Source organism: Halomonas sp. KM-1 (genome assembly GCF_000246875.1).
GTDB classification, from domain to species: Bacteria; Pseudomonadota; Gammaproteobacteria; order Pseudomonadales; family Halomonadaceae; genus Halomonas; species Halomonas aerodenitrificans.
Genome location: NZ_BAEU01000063.1, coordinates 12159 through 31504 on the forward strand (window position 1 = coordinate 12159; position 19346 = coordinate 31504).

The window sequence follows — 19346 nt, forward strand, 5'->3', positions numbered from 1 at the left end:
CGTGGGTCGCCCACCCCTCTTCCTGAACGAGTCGAGAGCCATGGGTACCTTGAATCGCATCTCCCGCATCCTGGAGCGTCTGCTCGAGATCATCACGGTAGTGCTGATGGTTTCGCTCACGCTGGTGGTGCTCTACGCAGTGGTGACCCGCTACGCCTGGCGTACCCCTTCCTGGTATGACGAGGTGGCCGCCATCATGCTGGTGTGGCTGACCTACTACGCCGGGGCACTGGCAGCGCTCAAACGGGGCCACATCGGCGTCGATGGCGTGCTGGCCGCCATGCCGGTCAAGTTTAGAATGCCGGTCGCCTACTTGTCCGAAGCGCTGGTCATCGGCTTCTTCGCCGTACTGTGTTGGGCTGGCCTGGTGGTGATCGAAGTGATGCAGGGCATGGCACTGATCACCCTGCGCTGGGTGCCGCTCAGCTTCACCCAGTCGGTCATTCCCATCGGGGCGGCGCTGTTCATCATCGCCCAACTGCTCAGCATGCCGGCGCACCTGGCCAAGGTGCGCTCCGGTCGGACCCAGGAAGAGGAAGAGATTCGTCACGCTATCGCCGAGGCGGAGCGCGACAATGCACGTGCCGGCTTCACGGCGGATGCGCTGACCAAGAGGGACCTGCCATGACGCTCCCCTTCATGATAATCGGCCTGCTGGGGCTGATCCTGATGGGGCTACCCATCGCAGTGGCATTGGCGATCGTGGCGACGGTAGCCATCGTGGTTTTCCAAGGCCTGGAGATGCTGCCCAATATCGGCCTGACGATGTTCGAAGGGGCAAGCAGTTTTCCTCTGCTGGCCATTCCGATGTTCGTGCTGGCCGGTGCCATCATGAACACCGGTGGCATCTCCAAGCGCCTGATCGCTTTTGCCTCGGCGCTGTTCGGCTTCATCCGCGGCGGGCTGGCGATGATCAACATCGGCGTCTCGCTGTTCTTCGCCGAGATCTCCGGCTCGGCGGTGGCCGACGTGGCCGCCACCGGCTCGGTGCTGATCCCGGCCATGAAGAAGCGCGGTTATCCCAGCTCCTTCGCAGCGGCCGTGACCTCGTCGTCGGCATCCCTGGCGATCATCATTCCCCCCTCGATTCCGATGATCCTCTACGGGGTGATGTCGGGTGCCTCCATCGTCCAGCTGTTCGTTGCCGGCATCGTGCCCGGACTGCTGGGTGCCGCGGGCCTGATGGCGCTGAGCTACTACTACGCGCGAAAGTACAACTGGCCGGTGGAGGAAGTGTTTCAGTTCAAGCGTGTTCGACAGACCGCCAGGGAGGCCGGTTGGGCGCTGACCCTGCCGATCATCATCCTCGGCTCCATCTTCGGCGGTTTCGTGACGGCCACCGAAGGGGCCGGCTTGGCGGTGGCGGCGGCGATCTTCATCAGCGCCGTGATCTACCGCGAGCTGGATCTGCGTACCCTCTACAAGGCCATCGTCGATGGCGGCCAGCAGACCGCCGTGGTGATGCTGCTGGTGGCGGCTTCGGCGTTGATCGGGGTGTTCCTGACCGAGATGCGCATGCCCCAGCAGCTGGCCCAGGCGGTGCTCAGCCTGACCGACAACAAGTACGCCATTCTGATGATGCTGAACGTCTTCTTCCTGCTGATCGGGCTCTTCCTGCACTCGGCGGCGGCGATCATCCTGGTGGTACCCATCGTCATGCCGCTGGTCGGCGCGGCGGGCATCGATCCGGTCCACTTCGGCCTGGTGGTATGTCTCAACCTGGCCATCGGCCAGCAGACCCCGCCGGTGGCGAGCGTGCTGATCACGGCCTGCTCGATCGCCAAGACGGATGTGTGGTCGGTGACCCGTTCGAACCTCGGTTTCATCTCCGTGCTGCTCTTCATTCTGCTGCTGGTGACCTACATCCCGGCCATTCCGATGGCGTTGGTGGAATTTTTTTACCGCTAGCCGGGTGGCATCCAATGGCCAGGCTGCCTGCGGCCAATGACAACGATCAACCATGGAGCACTTGTGATGCTGAACCTCGACTTCCACCCATCGGGCCGCCACTTCCTGCAGATCCCCGGGCCGTCACCGGTGCCGGATCGCATTCTGCGGGCCATGAGCCTGCCCACCATCGACCATCGCGGCCCGGAGTTCGGCGCCCTGGGCCTGGAGCTGCTGACCAAGCTCAAGCAGGTGTTCAAGACCGCAGGGCCGGTCATGATCTATCCGGCCTCGGGGACCGGCGCCTGGGAGGCGGCACTCGCCAACGTTCTCTCCCCCGGCGACCGGGTGCTGATGTTCGAGACCGGCCATTTTGCCGCTTTGTGGCACAAGATGGCACTTCGCCTGCAGCTCGAGCCCGAGTTCATCGGGCTGCCGGGCTATGAAGGCTGGCGCCAGGGCATTCAGGCCGACATGATCGAGGCACGTCTGCGGGAGGATACCGAGCATCGGCTCAAGGCGGTCTGCGTGGTGCACAACGAGACCTCTACCGGCGTGACCAGCGATATCGCCGCGGTGCGTCGCGCCATCGATGCCGCCGGCCATCCGGCACTGCTGCTGGTGGATACCATCTCGGGGCTCGCCAGTGCCGACTACCGGCATGACGAGTGGGGCGTCGACGTGACCATCTCCGGCTCCCAGAAGGGACTGATGCTGCCACCGGGCATCAGCTTCAACGCCCTTTCCGGCAAGGCCATCGCGGCCAGCCGCGAATCGACAATGCCCAGGAGCTTCTGGGCATGGGACGAGATTCTCGAGGCCAACCAGAACGGCTACTGGCCCTACACCCCCAGCACCAACCTGCTCTACGGCCTCAACGAGGCGCTGGACATGCTGCTCGACGAAGGGCTCGACCACGTATTTGCCCGCCACCAGCGCTGGGCCGCGGGGGTGCGCACGGCGGTCGAGGCTTGGGGCCTGGAGATCCAGTGCCAGGATCCGGCGCTCTACTCGCCGGTGCTCACCGGGGTAGTGATGCCGCAAGGGATCGATGCCGACACCGTGCGCAAGATCATCTACGAGCGCTTCGATCTGTCGCTGGGCATGGGGCTCGGCAAGGCCAAGGGCAAGATGTTCCGCATCGGCCACCTGGGCGACTGCAACGACCTGACGCTGATCGCCACCCTCGGCGGCTGCGAGGCCGGCATGAAGCTCTGCGGCGTGTCCCTTGCCGGCAGCGGTGTGGTGGCGGCGCTCGAATACTTCGCGGACAACCCGTTGCCGACCATCCGCTGAAGGTCGAGATTCCCTGCAACCGCTGAGGAAGGACGATGACGTCTCTGACGGACAAGAGCGTTGCCCCGGATGCGCGGGTCAAGCCGGTGACCGAACTGGCGGCCCGGCTGTCCCGGGAGATGGAGGGCGAGGTACTGTTCGACCACGCCGCGCGCGGTCGCTACTCCACCGATGCCTCGATCTACCAGGTGATGCCGCTGGGCGTGGTGATTCCGCGCCACCAGCGCGATCTGACCACGGTGCTGGAGGCCGCCCGCGATGCGCGGGTACCGATCCTGGCGCGGGGCGCCGGTACCAGTCAGTGCGGCCAGACGGTGGGCGAGGCGCTGGTGATCGACACTACCCGCTGGCTCAGGGAAATCGTCGAGTTCGACCGCGAGGCGGGCACCGTGGTGGTCGAGCCCGGCATCGTGCTCGATCATCTCAATGCCTGGCTCAAGCCCCATGGGCTCTGGTATCCGGTGGACGTTTCCACCAGCGCCCAGTGCACCCTGGGAGGGATGACCGGCAACAACTCCTGCGGCTCGCGCTCGATCCGCTACGGCAACATGGTGCACAACGTGCTGGGCGTCGAGGCCTGGCTGGCCGACGGCAGCGAGGGCCGCTTCGGCTTCTTCGACGAGCTGCCGCTCAAAGGGCGCGAGCGTCAACTGGCCGAACGGGTCAAGGCCATTGCCGAGGGGGTGTCCGCCGAGATCCGCGAGCACTTCCCCAAGGTGCTGCGTCGGGTCGGCGGCTACAACCTGGACCTCTTCGACTGCCAGAATCCCAAGCCCTATGACCCGCAGGGGCGCGTAAATCTGGCCCACCTGCTGGTGGGCTCCGAGGGCACCCTGGGGGTGAGCCGACGCATCAAGCTGCGGCTCTCGCCGCTACCGGCGCACAAGGTGCTCGGCGTGGTCAACTTCCCCACTTTCTACCAGGCGATGGATTTCACCCAGCACATCGTCACCCTCGACCCCACTGCGGTGGAGCTGGTCGATCGCACCATGATCGACTTGTCGCTGGAGAATCCGGCGTTCCGCCCGGTGATCGAGAAAGCGCTGATCGGCCAGCCCCAAGCGGTGCTGCTGGTGGAGTTCGCCGGTGAGGAGCGGCAGGCCCAGCTCGCCTCGCTCAAACGTCTCACCGAGCTGATGGCCGATCTGGGCCTGCCCGGCAGCGTGGTGGAGATGCCCGACGCCGCCGAGCAGGCGGCGCTGTGGAACGTGCGCAAGGCCGGTCTCAACATCATGATGAGCATGAAGGGTGACGGCAAACCGGTTTCCTTCATCGAGGACTGCGCGGTGCCCCTCGAACATCTGGCCGAGTACACCGACCGGCTCACCGAGGTGTTTCATCGCCACGGTACCGAGGGCACCTGGTATGCCCACGCCAGCGTCGGCACGCTGCACGTGCGGCCTATCCTCGACATGCGCCGGGGCGGGGCGCGCAAGATGCGTGAGATCGCCGAGGAGGCTTCTGTCCTGGTGCGCCAATACAAGGGGGCCTACTCCGGCGAGCATGGCGACGGCCTGTGCCGCGGCGAGTGGGTGGCCTGGCAGTTCGGCGAGCCCCTCAACGAGGCCTTCCGGGCGGTCAAGGGCGCCTTCGATCCGCAGAACCTGCTCAACCCGGGCAAGATCGTCGATACGCCGAAAATGGATGACGAGCGCTATTTCCGCTTTCCCGTCCGCTATCAGCGCATTCCGCTCACGCCGCTGTTCGACTGGTCGGCTTGGAACGTCACCCGCGACCCGCTCACCGGCGAGCTGGGCGAGCCCGGCAGCGCCGGTGACGCCACCCATGGCCTGGCGATGGCGGTGGAGATGTGCAACAACAACGGCCACTGCCGCAAGTTCGACGCCGGCACCATGTGCCCCAGCTACCGCATCACCCGGGACGAGCAGCACCTGACCCGGGGCAGGGCCAACACCTTGCGCCTGGCACTTTCCGGGCAGCTCGGCGAGCAGGGGCTGGCCGACGATGCGCTCAAGGAGGCGCTCGATTTGTGCGTTTCCTGCAAGGGCTGCAAGCGCGATTGCCCCACCGGCATCGACATGGCCAAGTTCAAGATCGAGGCGCGTGCCGCCCGGGTGCGAACCAAGGGGCTCGCCCTGCGCGATCGCCTGATCGGCGAGATGCCGCGCTATGCGCCATGGGCGAAACGGTTCGCGGGGCTGCTGAGTGCAGTGGAGCGTCTCGACTTCCTGGCGCAGCCGCTGAAGCGGGCGCTGGGCTTCGCCCCGCAGCGCCGTTTTCCGGCCTTCACTAGTGATTTCCTCGGCGAATACCACGGCACGCCGGCCCTGGCCGCCGGCGAAGTGGTGTTGTTCGTTGACACCTTCAACAACTATATGGAGGGCGACAACGCCCGGGCCGCCAAGCGGGTGCTGGAGGCGGCCGGCTATCGCGTTCACCTCAACCTCAAGCCGGGGGAGCGGCCGCTATGCTGCGGCCGTACCTACCTCTCGTCCGGTCAGTTCGCCAAGGCGAAAGACGAGGCCAGGCGCACGCTCGATGCCCTGATGCCCTATGTCGAGCGCGGCGTGGCCGTCGTCGGGCTCGAACCCTCCTGCCTGCTCGGCATGCGCGACGAGTTCCTGCAGTACGGCTTCGGCGAGCAGGCGCGGGCCCTGGCGGATGCCGCGATGCTGTTCGAGGAGTTTCTGGTCAAGGCGCGACAGGCGGGCGAGCTGACCCTCGATCTCAAGCCGCTGCCCGGGCGTGCGCTGCTGCACGGCCACTGCCACCAAAAGGCCTTCGACGCGCTGCGCCCGGTAGAGCAGGTGTTGTCCTGGATTCCCGAGCTCACGGTCGAGACCGTCGACTCCTCCTGCTGCGGCATGGCGGGCAGCTTCGGCTACGAGGCAGAGCACTACGACGCCTCGCTGCAGATGGCCGAACTGTCGCTGTTACCGGCCATCCGCGAGGCTGATGACGACACCGTGTTGGTGGCCGACGGTACCAGCTGCCGCCATCAGATCCGCGACGGCAGCGGCCGCGAGGCGATTCACGTGGCACGGCTGCTGGAGCGGGCGCTGACGTAAAAACGCCCCCATGGCAATGCCATGGGGGCGCAAGCGTGCGGGCAAGATCAGGTCGGTCTCAGTCTTCCTGCTCCGCCTCATCAAAGGGCTCCGGCTCAGCCTCGGCCGGCGCCTCCTGCTCCGCTTCCTCGTCCGGTTCCGCCGCTTCCGCAGGCTCCTGCTCCATCTGCTCGACGATCGCGGTCTCCGTGGCGCCCACTTCCATCAGCGGGTCGCTGACGTTGAGCACGTAGAAGCCGATCATGGCGATCGCCCCGGCGAACACCAGATAGTAGATCGTCGGCAGGATGGTCTTGCGGATGGTCTCGCCTTCACGGCCGAGCAGGCCGACGGTGGCCGATGCCGCCACCACGTTGTGGATGGCGATCATGTTACCCGCCGCGGCACCCACGGCCTGCAGCGCCACCATGAAGGCCGTGGAGAGACCGAGCTGCTGGGCGACGTTGAACTGGAACTCGGCCAGCATCAGGTTCGCCGCCGTGTTGGAGCCGGCGATGAAGGCTCCCAGGCCACCCACGGCAGGAGCGAAGAAGGGATAGACGTCACCCACCCCGTCGGCCACGAACTGCGCCATGGCCACCGGCATGGAGACCAGGTCGCCGGCATTGACCCCGGAGTTGATCAGGATACGCACCATCGGGATGGTGAAGATCAGCACGAAGCCGGCGCCGAAGATGGTGCGCGAGGACTCGCTGAAGGCAGCCTTGAGTTCACCGGCACGCATGCGGTGGATCACGGCGGTGATCAGTACCACCATCAGCAGGATGCCACCGGGCAGGTAGAGCGGCTCCAGGCTGCCCGAGACGCCGGACTCACCCAGGATGTTGGCCCAGCCGAAGCTGATCGTGTTCAGGGCGCTACGCACGGGTTCGACGGTGCGTGAAATGACCAGCAGTACGGCCAGCAGCACGTAGGGCAGCCAGCCCATCCAGGTGGAGAGCGGGGTCTTGCCGGCGATCTCGTCGATCTTGATCTCGATCTTGCCGATCCAGTTGTCGGGCCAACTGCTGCGCTCGGGGAAGTCCCAGGTATCCTTCGGAATCAGGAAGCCGCGACGGGCGGCGGGGACCACGATGGCCAGGCCGACCATGGCGCCGATCATCGACGGGAATTCCGGCCCCAGCAGCACGCCTGCCAGCATGTAGGGCACCACGAAGGCGACCCCGGCAAAGAGAGCGAAGGGCGTGATCGAGAGCCCCTCTTTCCACGATTTGTTGGCGCCGAAGAACTTGACCATGATCACCACCATGATCAGCGGCATCAGGATGCCGATGATGCCGTGGACGATGGCCACTTCAGCCGCGATCAGGCGGAAGTACTCCAGCCAGGTGTAGCCGCCGGCTTCCAGCTGTTCGGTGATGGCGCTCTGGTTGATGCCGCCGGTGACCCCCACCACGATGGGCGTGCCCACGGCACCGAAGGAGACCGGTGTGGACTGGATCATCATGCCGACCACGACGGCGGCCAGCGCGGGGAAGCCGAGTGCCACCATCAACGGTGCGGCCACCGCCGCGGGCGTGCCGAAGCCCGAGGCGCCCTCGATGAAACAGCCGAACAGCCAGGCGACGATGATCGCCTGGACGCGGCGGTCGGGGCTGATGCCGGAGAAGCCGTTACGGATCGCCGTGATGCCGCCCGAGTGCTTCAGGGTATTGAGCAGCAGGATGGCGCCGAAGATGATCCACAGGATCGAGGCGGTGAGTATCAGGCCCTGAAAGGTCGAGGCCAGGACCCGATTGAAGCTCATCTCCCAGGCGAACAGGGCGATGACGGCCGTGACCAGGTAGACGATCGGCATGGCCGTCTTGGCCGCCATGCGAAAGCCGATGAGCAGCACGCCGGCAAGTATCAGCGGCGTGAAGGCTAGTAGCGCTAGGGTCGTATCGGTCATGACGTTTCCTCGGATTTCTCCTTGTTAGAGCTGTCGGGCAAGCGATACCCGACAAGGCCACTGCCGAGTCTTCGACGGCAAGGGAGGCAACGATACGAAGAGCGAGCGCAAGTTGCCATCCGTGGATCATTGGTCTTACCAATCCATGATGCAGTGCGGCAATTTAAATTAGGATTTTTTTCTCAATGAAAACATATGCATGTGCCTGAGTAGCGGGTTCCGATAGCCGCCGGGGATGAATTCGTTATTAGACTAATGGACAGGCTTCCGCTTCCAGCGTAGTCGAGCCCGGCTCGATTGGCATCCCAGGGGCAAGGCTGGCACTATCCCAGAACGGCGAAACTCCCAGAACGGCGAAACATCCAGAACGGCGAAACATCCCAGAACGACAAAACATCCGAGAAAGACGAAACGACATCCATCGGAGGCGGCATGGCACGGGTTCTCTACGATCTCTGCGGTATCGATGAAGGATTGCGCTTCTCTCCCTATTGCTGGCGCGTACGCTATGCGCTGGCACACAAGCGGCTCGATTTCGAGACGCGGGCCTGGCACTTCACCGACAAGGCGGCCCTGGCCTTTGCCGACTACGACAAGGTGCCGGTACTCGTCGACGGTGAGACGACGGTCACCGACAGCTATGCGATCCTGCGCTATCTCGATGACGCCTACCCTGAGGGGCCGCTGCTGGGAGAGGGTGTCGCCGAGGCTCGGGCGCGCTTCTTCAAGCACTATGCCGAGCGTGCCCTGCAGCCGGCGATCATGCAGACCATCGTCATGGATCTGCTCAATGCGATCGCTCCCCGGGATCGTGACTATTTCCGCGAGACGCGGGAAAAGCGCTTCGGTCGCACGTTGGAGGAGTTCCATTCGCCGGCCAAGGGGCTGGCCAAATTGGATGCTGCGCTCGAGCCGCTGCGAGGCTGCTTGAACGACGCTGACTTTATCGATGGCCAGTCGCCGTCCGCCGCTGACTACCTGGTATTCGGCGCCTTCATGTGGGCACGGGTGGTGTCCAGCGCCGACTTGGTATCGAATGCCGATCCAGTCTACGGGTGGGTCGAGCGAATGCTGGACCTGCACGACGGCCTGGGGCGAAAGGCCATGAGAGTTACCGACATCGAAGGCGCCTATCGTTGAGGTCGCTCTAGGGAGTGCTTGGCAAGGAAAAATGTTGCACTGCACAAAACGAGCTGCTATGTTGCACTGCAACAAGGCTCATTCCTGCCTTGGCAAACGCAACGTAGGAGGTGTCTCATGAGCAAGACCCAAGACAAGGCGACCCAGCAGTTCGAAAGCCTGTTCATCGCCCCGGCGCGCGCCTATGGCTCGCTGACTCTGGAATACTACGAGAAGCTGCTGTCGGCCCAGATGGAAGCCTTCCGCAGCTACTCCGATCTGAGCCTGGCTCAGGCCCGTGCCTGGGTCGACGTCAAGGACTCCGACAGCCTCAAGCAGGTTCTCGAAACCCAGCAGAAGGCTGCCAAGGAGCTTGGCGAGCGTCTGCAGGGCGACACCAAGAAGGTGGTCGACCTGAGCCAGGAGTTCCTGCAGAAGGGCCAGCAGTTGGCAGAGCAGAACGCCAAGGCCGCCAGCGCCGCTACCAAGTAAGTCGCCGCCGGCATCGAGAGAGGCCGCCGCCCATCAGGGCGGCGGCCTTTTTCGTGCTGGGGTGTGTTTCTTGAGGGGCCTCACTCCTCGAGCAGCTCCATCACTTCCTCTTCCTCGACCTGGCCGAAGTCGACATAGAACTGTCCGACCGCCATGAAGCGTGACGGCACTTCCAGGCAAACCACTTCGTCGGCCACCGCCGCCAGCCTGTCGAAGGCGCTAGTCGAGGCGACACCGAGCGCGGCAATCAGGCGCTCGGCTCGGCCTTGCAGGGTCTTCAGGGCCGCCTCCATGGTGGCACCCGTGGCGCTACCGTCATCCACGATCACCACCGTTCGGCCTTCCGGTGCAATCGGCGGGCGCACCGGAGCGTATCGCTGGCGCCGCTGTTGCAGCAGCGTGCGCTGCTGCTCGGCTTCACGCTCGATGGCTGCTTGCGAATAGTGCGCCGCCGCCTCGTCGAGTTTCATGGTGCCATCCTCGCTGATGGCCCCAATGGCGAACTCAGGGTTGCCCGGCGCGCGCAGCTTGCGCACCAGCACCACGTCGAGCTCACCTTCCAAGGCGTCGGCCAGATAGCGCCCCATGGGTACTCCACCGCGAGGAATGGCCAACACGAGAGGGTTGGAGCCCTTGAGATGGGAGAGTCGCTCGGCGAGATGCTCGGCGGCGTCCAGGCGGTCACGAAACATGTCGCATCCTCCGCATTGGTGGTGGTGTCACCAGTGTAGATGCCACCTGCCCATCGGTCGGGCGCGGCGGCAGGAGAAGTGCGGAGGGGCACGGGTGGGTAGGGCCGGTCGGAACCTGTCTGACCGACCCCTTCGTTCAGGGGGTGGAGCTTGCCTCTTCGCCTTTGGCTGTGACTTCCTCAGGCGCTTTTCGCTGCGGCTTGCCCGGCAGCACGGCGTCCAGCAACAGCGCGGCGAGTGCCGCCGGGACCAGGCCCGACTTCAGCAGCAGGCCGGCCTGGCCGGGCATGGTCTCGGCGATGGCTTCCACCGCCGGCAGGCCGATGCCCAGACTCATGGCCACGGCGATGATCAGCATGGCGCGCTGGTTGAGCTCGCACTCCTGGATGATCTTGAGTCCCGCCGAGGCGATCATGCCGAACATCACCACCCCGGCGCCGCCCAGCACGGCATGGGGCATGGCCGCGACCAGGCCGCCCAGCTTGGGGAACAGGCCCATGCAGATCAGCAGGATGCCGCCAATGGTCACCACGTGACGGCTGACCACTCCGGTCAAGGTGATCAAGCCCACGTTCTGGGCGTAGGCGGTGTTGGGCAGCGTGTTGAACACCGCGGCGAAGGAGGTGGCCACGCCATCGGCCATCACGCCGCCGGAGAGTTCGCGGTCCTTGGCCTGACGACCGGCGCCGCCGATGGTGATGGCGGAGATGTTGCCGATGGTTTCCAGGCCCACCACGAACATGATCAGGGTCATGCCGATGATCGCGGTCAGCTGAAACTCCATGCCGTACTGCAACGGCCTGGGAATGGAGAACCAGGCGGCATTGGCGACGCTGGAGAAGTCGACCATGCCCAGCGCGATGGCCACCAGGTAGCCGCTCACCAGACCCACCAGGATGGAAGCGGCCTTGAGGAAGCCGCGGCCGAACTGGTGAACGACGATGGTCACCACCAGCACGAAAAGCGCCAGACCCAGGTTGGTGGGTGAGGCGAAGTCATCGGCGCCGACACCGCCAGCGGCATAGTTGAGGCCCACCGGCATCAGGGTGATGCCGATCAGCAGCACCACGATGCCGGTCACCACCGGCGAGAACCAGTGGCGAATCTTCTTCAGAAAGGCCCCCAACCCCACCTGCAGGAAGCCGGCCACCAGGGAGGCGCCCAGCACGGCGGGTAGGCCGAAGGTGCCGGCCAGGGGCAGCGCCACCGGCAGGAAGCCGAAACTGGTGCCCTGCACGATGGGCAGGCGGGCGCCGATGGGGCCCATGCCGATGGTCTGGATCAGGGTGGCGATCCCCGCCACGAACAGGGCGACCTGAATGAGAAAGATCTGCTCGCCGGTGGTGGCGCCGATCACGCCGGCGATGATGATCGGCGGCGTCACGTTGCCGGCGAACATCGCCATGATGTGTTGGATGCCCAGCGGAATCGCCTTGCCCAGCGGCGGCATGGCATCCGGGTTCTGATTGACGGTGCGAGAGGGCTTGGTTGGCTGAGGAGAGGGTCCAGCATCGGTCATGGTCAGGCTCTCGGGTTGTTGTTGTCTGAGTGGTACACATCTGTGCACCACATTCCGAAATTAATGTACACAATCGATAGATCTTTAAAAGACAATTTGAAGTTATTTTTGTCTACGAAGAAGCAAATGTCTGTCAAAACAATGAATTGCGCTCATTATTTTGACCGTTTGGTCATGTTTTCATGGCTGGAAAACAAGGAGCAAGAAGAAAGAGAAGGAACAGGGGCGGGGAAAGCGGAGAAAAAGGGAGGGAAGAGAGGAGGGAGAGAGACAGCGCCGAACGGGCCGGCGCTGTCATGGCGCTCACGGCCGTGACGCGCGGTCGTCCAGGCGGAAGCGGGCGATGCGGTTGATCTGTTCGACGGCGGTGCGCCGCTCTTCGGCGGGCGTGTTCTCCAGGCGGGTCTCGAAGGCGGCGAGAATGGCATGTCGGTTGCTGCCCTTCACGGCCATGATGAAGGGAAAGCCGAACTTCTCCTTGTAGGCGCCGTTGAACCGCTCGAAGCGTTCCATCTCTTCCGGCGTGCACTGGTCCAGCCCGGCGCCGGCCTGCTCACGGGTCGAGTCGTCCGTCAGCTCCCCGGCAATGGCGGCCTTGCCCGCCAGGTCGGGGTGGGCACGGATGACTTCCAGTTGGCGTTCTACGGAAGCCTCGCGCAACGTTTGCCCCATGGCTTCCGCCAGGCCGGCCGGCGTGTCCTGGTCCGAGGTAAGCCCGCGCTCCCAAGTCAGCTCCGCCACCCAGGGCGAGTGTTCGTAGATGTCGCCGAAGCGGGAGACGAACTCGTCGCGTGTCAGCGTGCTGGGGCGTGGTTCCAGGATGGTGTCTGTCATGGTGGTCTCCGTAGTCAGGATGCTTGGGAAACACTTCATCTCGCTCATCGATTTGTTCAGCATTTCCCTTGTCGAGCGGTGTCCTGTGAAAGTGTATACAAAAAAATTTTGAAATGTACTACCAAAAGAGCTAAAACTGTCCTCATGACGATGGCGGTCCTTGGGCCCGCCCAGCACTGACCAGCCCGGACCCGCTCCACGACTCTCGGGCCAACGAAAAGGGAGTAATGCAATGGGACGACTCACCACCCACGTTCTGGACACCGCCCAGGGCCGCCCCGGCGAGGGCATCCGTATCGAGGTCTTTCGGCTCTCGGGCAGCGGGCGTACGCCGCTCAAGACGGTCACCACCAACGACGACGGCCGCTGCGATGCGCCCATTCTCGAGGGCGACGACTTCCAGGCCGGCGAATACGAGCTGGTCTTCCACGCTGGCGACTACCTGCGTCAGCAGGGCATTCAGGCCGACGAGCCGCGCTTCCTGGATGTCATCCCGCTGCGCTTCGGCGTGGCCGATGCATCTCAGCACTATCATGTGCCGCTGTTGCTTTCGCCATACGGTTATTCCACTTACCGCGGTAGTTAACGACAGGCTGCGCTGGCCCCGGGCCACTGAACAACAACACCGACCGAGATCCCTCAGATGCAAGCTTACCTACTCGAATTCGTCAATTTCATGCTGCGCTGGCTGCACGTCATCGCGGCCATCGCCTGGATCGGCGAGTCGATCTATTTCGTCATGCTGGACAACGGCCTGCGCAAGCCCAAGGCCGCCGAGGACCGTGAGAAGGGCGTCTTCGGCGAAATGTGGGCCGTGCATGGCGGCGGTTTCTACCACAACCAGAAATATGCCACGGCGCCCGCCAAGCTGCCCGAGGACCTGCACTGGTCGTTCTGGAAGTCCTACACCACCTGGCTGTCGGGCTTCGCCCTGTTCGTGCTGATGTACATGACCAATCCCGGTTTCTATCTGGTCAATCCCGAAAGCAGCTGGGAGTGGGCCGCCAACATGAGCGGCTGGCAGGCCAACGTGCTGGCGCTGGCGTTCCTGCTGGCGGGTTGGGTGGTCTACAACGAGATGTGCAAGCGCATCAGCCCCAACATGGAGCGGGACGGTATCCTCAGCCTGGCGGTCGCCGTGCTGATGATCGTGGTGGCCTATCTCAGCGTGCAGATGTTCTCCGGCCGCGCGGCCTTCCTGCTGACCGGGGCGGTGATGGCCACTGCCATGTCGGCCAATGTTTTCTTCTGGATCATTCCCGGCCAACGGCGAATGGTCAACGCGATGAAGGCCGGCGAGCAGCCCAATCCGCTCGACGGGAAGCGCGGCAAGCAGCGTTCGGTACATAACACCTACTTCACCCTGCCGGTGGTGCTGCTGATGATCAGCAACCACTACTCCTTCGTGTACAACCACGAATACGCCTGGGTGCTGATGGCGCTGTTCATTTTCGCCGGCGCGCTGATTCGCCAGTTCTTCGTGCTGATGCATGCGGGCAAGATCCAGCCGGCCTATCCGGCGGCCGGGACGGCGCTGATCCTGGTGGCGTTCTGGCTGGCGATGCCGGGTGGGGCGACCACTGCCGCCAACGGTACGGCCGAAGCGCCCAGCCAGGAGGAGGTGCATGCCATGATCGACCAGCACTGTGTCGCCTGCCATTCGCGGGAGCCGACGCAGCCCGGCTTTGCCTCACCCCCGGCCGGCGTGGCCTATGACAACTGGGACCAGATCCTGCGCCAGAAGAACCAGATCCAGCAGGTGGTGGCCAGCAAGTACATGCCGCTCGGGAACATGACCGGGATGACCGACGAGGAGCGCGAGGTGATCGCCGCCTGGTCGGAGTAGCTCTGAGCGCTACCCGTGTGCGCCCCCGGGCCGCTCGCTTGCGGTGCCGGGGGCGTTGCCGTCGGTTCGATACTTCCAGGAAGATACGTATACAATGGCAACCAAGAATGGGCTGCGAGGAGGGTGATCATGAACCAGCGGCAGGGCGTGACCGATGCCGGCGAGCCGGGCGGGGCCAAACCTCGGCGCCTGGGCAAGAACGGCGACGGGGCGGAGCGCCACGAGGCGATCTATCGCACCATCAGCGATGCCATCATCGAGCACCGCCTGAAGCCCGGAGCGCGCCTGCGCGAGGATGCCCTGGCCGAGGTGTTCGGCATCAGCCGTACCGGAGTGCGCAAGATTCTCCAGCGCCTGGCCCTGGAGCAGCTGGTGACCCTCACGCCACGTCGCGGTGCCAGCGTCACCCGGCCCACCGCCGAGGAAGCCAAGGACGTGTTCGATGCCCGTCAGATGGTGGAGTGCGGTCTGATGCCGGAGGTCGCCCGTCGCATCAAACCCGACGACGTGCGCGAACTGCGCGACATGGCCCGGCGTGAGCGCGAGGCGCTCAAGTCGGGCGAGCAGAGCCGCGCGATCAAGCTCTCCGCCGCCTTCCACGAGCGTCTGGCCCAGCTGTCGGGCAATGCCACCCTGGCGGCCTTCGTCGGCCAGCTATGCTCGCGCTCTTCCTTGATTCTCGCCGTCTACGGCAGCTCCGGCCACCTGGGCTGCGAGTCCCACGACCACGACGATCTCATCGGCTTTCTCGAAGCGGGCGATGGCGAGCGGGCTACCGCCTTCATGGGACGCCACTTGAAGGCCATCGCGGCCTCGCTGTCCATCGTCGAGGAGGAGCAGGAGGCACCCGACCTGCACCAGATATTCAATCTTTGATGCACGTTGCCGGTGCGTCTCGTTATTTTGCCTGCACCGACTCGGTGCGCTCCTATGCTCTCATTCCTTGCCTGTCAGCACCGTGCTTGATCGCAGCACGGTGTTTTGCCGTGTTCTCCCGAACGAGCGGAAAATTTCCATCACCATGTTTGTATACTAAATTTCAGTAGCTTGTATTTTTGATTCACGCGTCTCTTCGCATTCTTGCGCGAATATCGCTTCCTTTGGCCTCGTAATTGCATTGGTCAGGAGGAGCTGAGCATCGACGATGCCCGGCATTTCGACCAAGAAGAGGGGGAGCGTGAAAAATGGTATACAAAAAAATCGCAGCAGCCCTGCGCCAGGCTCGCCGTGCGGCAGCGGTCACCGTCAGTCTGACGGTACTCTCCATGCCGGCCATGGCCGACGGTCAGGTGCTGCGCATCGCCATGACCGCCTCGGACATTCCGTTGACCACCGGCCAGCCCGATAGCGGCTTTGAGGGTTATCGCTTCCTGGGCTATACGGTCTACGACGCGCTCATCAACTGGGATCTTTCGTCTGCCGATGAGATCAGCGGCTTGACCCCCGGCCTGGCCGAGTCCTGGGAGGTCGACGAGGAGGACACGCGGGTGTGGACCTTCACCCTGCGCCAGGGCGTGAGTTTCCATGATGGCAGCGAGTGGAACGCCGACGCCGCGATCTGGAACCTCGACAAAGTCTACGATGAGGACTCGCCGCAGTTCGACGCTCGTCAGGCGGGCAACGTGCGCGGCCGAATTCCGGCCATGGACCAGTACGAGAAAGTCGACGACCATACCATCCGCTTCACCACGCGGGAGCCGGACGCCTGGTTCCCGTATCAGCTCACCTTCCTGCTGTTCTCGAGCCCGGCGCAGTGGGAGGCGCTCGACGGCGACTGGGATGCCTTCGCCCGCGAGCCTTCCGGTACCGGGCCGTTCCGGTTGACGCGTCTGGTGCCGCGGGAGCGGGCCGTGCTCGAACCCAACGCCGATTACTGGGACGCCGACCGCGTACCGCGCATCGAGCGTATCGAGCTGATCCCCATGCCCGAGTCGAGCACCCGCACCTCGGCGCTGCTGTCGGACCAGGTCGACTGGATCGAGACCCCGGCACCCGACGCGATTCCGCGCATGCAATCCCGGGGCATGACCATCACCAGCAACCCCTATCCGCACACCTGGCCCTACCAGTTCTCCATGCTCGAGGGCAGCCCGTGGCGTGACATCAACGTGCGCAAGGCGGCCAACCTGGCGGTGGACCGGGAGGGACTCGAGGCCCTGCTGGGCGGTCTGATGGTGCCCGCGGCGGGTATCGTCACGCCGGATCACCCCTGGTACGGCGAGCCCGAGTTCGAGACCCGCTACGACCCGGAGGAGGCCATGCGCCTGCTGGCGGAGAGCGGCTATGGCCCGGACAACCCGGTGGAGATCAAGGTGCTGATCTCCACCTCCGGTTCCGGCCAGATGCAGCCCCTGGCCATGAACGAGTACATCCAGCAGAACCTGGCCGAGGTCGGCATCGCCCTCGACTTCGAGGTGCTCGACTGGGAGTCGCTGTTCCCCAACTGGCGGCGCGGCGCGGAAGACCCGAGCAGCCGCGGCGCCCATGCCACCAACATCACCTTCGGCTGGCTCGATCCGTTCGCCGCCTTCTATCGCTTCATGCATTCGAGCATGGCGCCGCCCAACGGCTTCAACTGGGGCTACATGGACAACCCCGAGTACGACCGCCTACTCGATGAGGCACGGGTGACCTTCGATCAGGAGGCGCAGGACGCCATCCTGGCCGAGTTCCACACCCGCATGGTCGACGACGCCGCTTGGCTGTGGGTGGCCCATGACGTGGGCCCCCGCGCCATGCAGCCGCGGGTCAAGGGCTTCGTCCAGGCCAAGAACTGGTTCCAGGACCTGACCCCGGTCTACATCGAGGAGTGAGTCGCAGCGGCGGCAGGTGAGGGTTTGCCTGCCGCCGCCGGCCTGGAGGCAAGATGAGTACCTATTTCCTCAAGCGCATTCTCTATGTGGTGCCGATCACCCTGGCGGTGAGCTTCTTCTGCTTCTCGCTGGTGCACCTTTCGCCTGGCGATCCTATGGATGCGGTGGTGTCCGCCGATGCCCCGCGTGAGGTGGTGGCCATGGTGGAGCGCGCCTACGGCTTCGATCGTCCGCTGCCCGAGCAGTTTGCCCTGTGGGTGAGTCGTGCGTTGCAGGGCGACCTGGGGCTGTCGGCGGCCAACGGGCGGGCGGTTACCACGGAGGTGTTCGCCGCGCTCAAGAACACCCTGCTGCTGGCGCTGGCGGCCTCGCTGATCGGCTTCACCCTGGGGTGCACCTTCGGCCTGTTGGCCGGCTACTGGCAGGGTTCGCTGCTTGACCGCCTCGTCACCGGCTTCGCCGTGGGTGGGGTCAGCGTGCCCCATTACTGGCTGGGCATGCTGCTGGTGATCGTGTTCTCGGTGGAGCTCAACTGGCTGCCCTCCTCCGGGGCGGGGCCGGGAAGTTCGAACGACTGGGCCTTCGAGTGGGCCTACCTGCGCCACTTGATCCTGCCGGCCGTGACCCTGTCGGTGATCCCCATGGGGGTGGTGACCCGCACCGTGCGCGCCATGGTGGCCGAGATCCTGGCCCATGAGTTCGTCGAGGCGCTGCGGGCCAAGGGGCTGGCCGAGAAGCGCGTGTTCCTGCACGTGGTCAAGAACGTGGCGCCCACGGCGCTGGCGGTGATGGGGCTGCAGCTGGGCTACCTGCTGGGCGGCTCGATCCTGGTGGAGACGGTGTTCTCCTGGCCGGGCACGGGGCTTCTGCTCAACAACGCCATTTTCCAGCGCGACCTGCCGATCCTGCAGGGGACCATCCTGGTGCTGGCGCTGTTCTTCGTGCTGCTCAACCTCATCGTCGATCTGGCCCAGGCCAGGCTGGACCCGCGCATTCAGCGCAGCTGATCGCAAGGAGACACGCCCATGTCGCTCACTCTCGATACCGCCGTGTCGCCCATGGCGGCACCCCCCGCGGAGCCTGGCTACTGGCGCAGCGTATTCGCCCGCTTGCGGCGCGACCCGGTGGCCATGGTCGCCGGCCTGATCCTGCTGGCCATCGTGCTGATGGCGATCTTCGCCCCCTGGCTGGCGCCGCAGAGTCCTTACAGCACCAGCATGCTGCACCGCCTTCAGCCCATCGGCTCACCGGGATTCCCATTGGGCAGCGACGAGCTGGGGCGCGACGTGCTGTCGCGCTTGATCCACGGTGCGCGGCTGTCGCTGCTGATCGGCGTGATGCCGGTGATCAACGCCTTCGTCATCGGCAGCGCCATCGGCATCGTCGCCGGCTTCGTCGGTGGGCGTACCAATACCGTGATCATGCGCGTGATCGACGTGTTCTACGCCTTTCCCGCCGTGCTGCTGGCCATCGCCCTGGCCGGCGCCCTGGGGGCTGGGCTGGTCAACTCGCTGTTCTCGCTCACGGTGGTGTTCATCCCGCCCATCGCCCGGGTCGCCGAGAGCGTGACCACCCAGGTGCGCAACGTCGACTACATCGAAGCGGCGCGAGCCAGCGGCGCACGCAGCCTGACCATCATTCGGCGTCACGTGCTGGGCAACGTGCTGGGGCCGATCTTCGTCTACGCGACCTCGCTGATCAGCGTCAGCATGATCCTTGCCTCGGGGCTCTCCTTCCTCGGTCTCGGTGCGCGCCCGCCGATGCCGGAGTGGGGACTGATGCTCAACACCATGCGCGATGCGATCTACGTCAATCCGTGGGTGACGGTGCTGCCCGGCATGATGATCTTCACCGTGTCGATCTGCTTCAACATGCTCAGCGACGGGCTGCGCTCTGCCATGGACGTCAAGCTATGAGTCACCAAGCTA

Annotated in this window: 16 protein-coding genes; 12 read left to right on the forward strand and 4 right to left on the reverse strand. The window is 64.5% G+C overall.

Annotated elements, in window-relative coordinates; translation table 11 throughout:
* Window positions 1–40: 40 nt before the first annotated feature.
* From B8115_RS06580 to B8115_RS06595, 4 genes are all read left to right on the forward strand, one after another.
* On the forward strand, window positions 41–628 hold the full coding sequence (locus B8115_RS06580; protein ID WP_010626977.1) for a TRAP transporter small permease: 588 nt from the start codon (window positions 41–43) through the stop codon (window positions 626–628).
* Complete coding sequence (locus B8115_RS06585; RefSeq protein WP_010626978.1) at window positions 625–1908, forward strand: TRAP transporter large permease; 1284 nt, start codon at window positions 625–627, stop codon at window positions 1906–1908. Before B8115_RS06580 ends, B8115_RS06585 begins: the two co-directional genes overlap by 4 nt.
* 66 nt (window positions 1909–1974) lie before the next feature.
* The gene (locus B8115_RS06590) at window positions 1975–3183 is read left to right on the forward strand and encodes an alanine--glyoxylate aminotransferase family protein (RefSeq protein WP_010626979.1); all 1209 of its coding nucleotides are present in this window, start codon (window positions 1975–1977) and stop codon (window positions 3181–3183) included.
* 35 nt (window positions 3184–3218) lie between these two features.
* Window positions 3219–6212 carry an FAD-binding and (Fe-S)-binding domain-containing protein gene (locus B8115_RS06595; RefSeq protein WP_010626980.1) on the forward strand — a complete coding sequence of 998 codons (2994 nt, stop codon included), beginning with the start codon at window positions 3219–3221 and terminating at the stop codon, window positions 6210–6212.
* 58 nt (window positions 6213–6270) lie between these two features.
* Here B8115_RS06595 and B8115_RS06600 read toward each other — a convergent pair whose 3' ends face one another.
* Window positions 6271–8103: an L-lactate permease gene (locus tag B8115_RS06600; protein ID WP_010626981.1), complete on the reverse strand. Its 1833-nt coding sequence runs from the start codon at window positions 8101–8103 to the stop codon at window positions 6271–6273.
* Window positions 8104–8535: 432 nt separating this feature from the next.
* On the opposite strand from B8115_RS06600, the gene B8115_RS06605 reads away from it, so the two are divergent.
* Together B8115_RS06605 and B8115_RS06610 are read left to right on the forward strand one after the other, a co-directional pair.
* Window positions 8536–9243, forward strand: coding sequence for a glutathione S-transferase N-terminal domain-containing protein (locus B8115_RS06605; protein ID WP_010626982.1), 708 nt, complete (start codon window positions 8536–8538; stop codon window positions 9241–9243).
* A gap of 117 nt (window positions 9244–9360) precedes the next feature.
* On the forward strand, window positions 9361–9714 hold the full coding sequence (locus tag B8115_RS06610) for a phasin family protein (protein ID WP_010626983.1): 354 nt from the start codon (window positions 9361–9363) through the stop codon (window positions 9712–9714).
* Window positions 9715–9794: 80 nt separating this feature from the next.
* On the opposite strand, the gene B8115_RS06615 is transcribed toward B8115_RS06610, so the two are convergent.
* The 3 genes from B8115_RS06615 to uraD all read right to left on the reverse strand — a co-directional run bounded on the left by B8115_RS06615 (window position 9795) and on the right by uraD (window position 12759).
* Window positions 9795–10406, reverse strand: coding sequence for a phosphoribosyltransferase (locus B8115_RS06615; RefSeq protein ID WP_010626984.1), 612 nt, complete (start codon window positions 10404–10406; stop codon window positions 9795–9797).
* 136 nt (window positions 10407–10542) lie between these two features.
* Window positions 10543–11925 (reverse strand): uracil-xanthine permease family protein, encoded by a 1383-nt coding sequence (locus tag B8115_RS06620; protein ID WP_010626985.1) that lies wholly within the window; start codon window positions 11923–11925, stop codon window positions 10543–10545.
* Window positions 11926–12228: 303 nt separating this feature from the next.
* On the reverse strand, window positions 12229–12759 hold the full coding sequence (gene uraD / locus B8115_RS06625; protein ID WP_010626986.1) for a 2-oxo-4-hydroxy-4-carboxy-5-ureidoimidazoline decarboxylase: 531 nt from the start codon (window positions 12757–12759) through the stop codon (window positions 12229–12231).
* A gap of 232 nt (window positions 12760–12991) precedes the next feature.
* Here uraD and uraH point away from each other — a divergent pair, with 232 nt between their 5' ends.
* The 6 genes from uraH (at window position 12992) to B8115_RS06655 (ending at window position 19334) form a co-directional block, all read left to right on the forward strand.
* The gene (gene uraH, locus B8115_RS06630; RefSeq protein WP_010626987.1) at window positions 12992–13345 is read left to right on the forward strand and encodes a hydroxyisourate hydrolase; all 354 of its coding nucleotides are present in this window, start codon (window positions 12992–12994) and stop codon (window positions 13343–13345) included.
* A gap of 57 nt (window positions 13346–13402) precedes the next feature.
* Window positions 13403–14605, forward strand: coding sequence for a urate hydroxylase PuuD (locus tag B8115_RS06635; protein ID WP_010626988.1), 1203 nt, complete (start codon window positions 13403–13405; stop codon window positions 14603–14605).
* A 129-nt stretch (window positions 14606–14734) separates the two neighbouring features.
* On the forward strand, window positions 14735–15481 hold the full coding sequence (locus B8115_RS06640; protein WP_010626989.1) for a GntR family transcriptional regulator: 747 nt from the start codon (window positions 14735–14737) through the stop codon (window positions 15479–15481).
* A gap of 308 nt (window positions 15482–15789) precedes the next feature.
* A complete protein-coding gene (locus tag B8115_RS06645; RefSeq protein ID WP_010626990.1) occupies window positions 15790–17418 on the forward strand; it encodes an ABC transporter substrate-binding protein in 1629 nt (542 codons plus the stop codon).
* Between the two features lie 53 nt (window positions 17419–17471).
* Window positions 17472–18425, forward strand: coding sequence for an ABC transporter permease (locus tag B8115_RS06650; RefSeq protein WP_010626991.1), 954 nt, complete (start codon window positions 17472–17474; stop codon window positions 18423–18425).
* A gap of 18 nt (window positions 18426–18443) precedes the next feature.
* Window positions 18444–19334, forward strand: coding sequence for an ABC transporter permease (locus B8115_RS06655; protein WP_010626992.1), 891 nt, complete (start codon window positions 18444–18446; stop codon window positions 19332–19334).
* Window positions 19335–19346 lie beyond the last annotated feature (12 nt).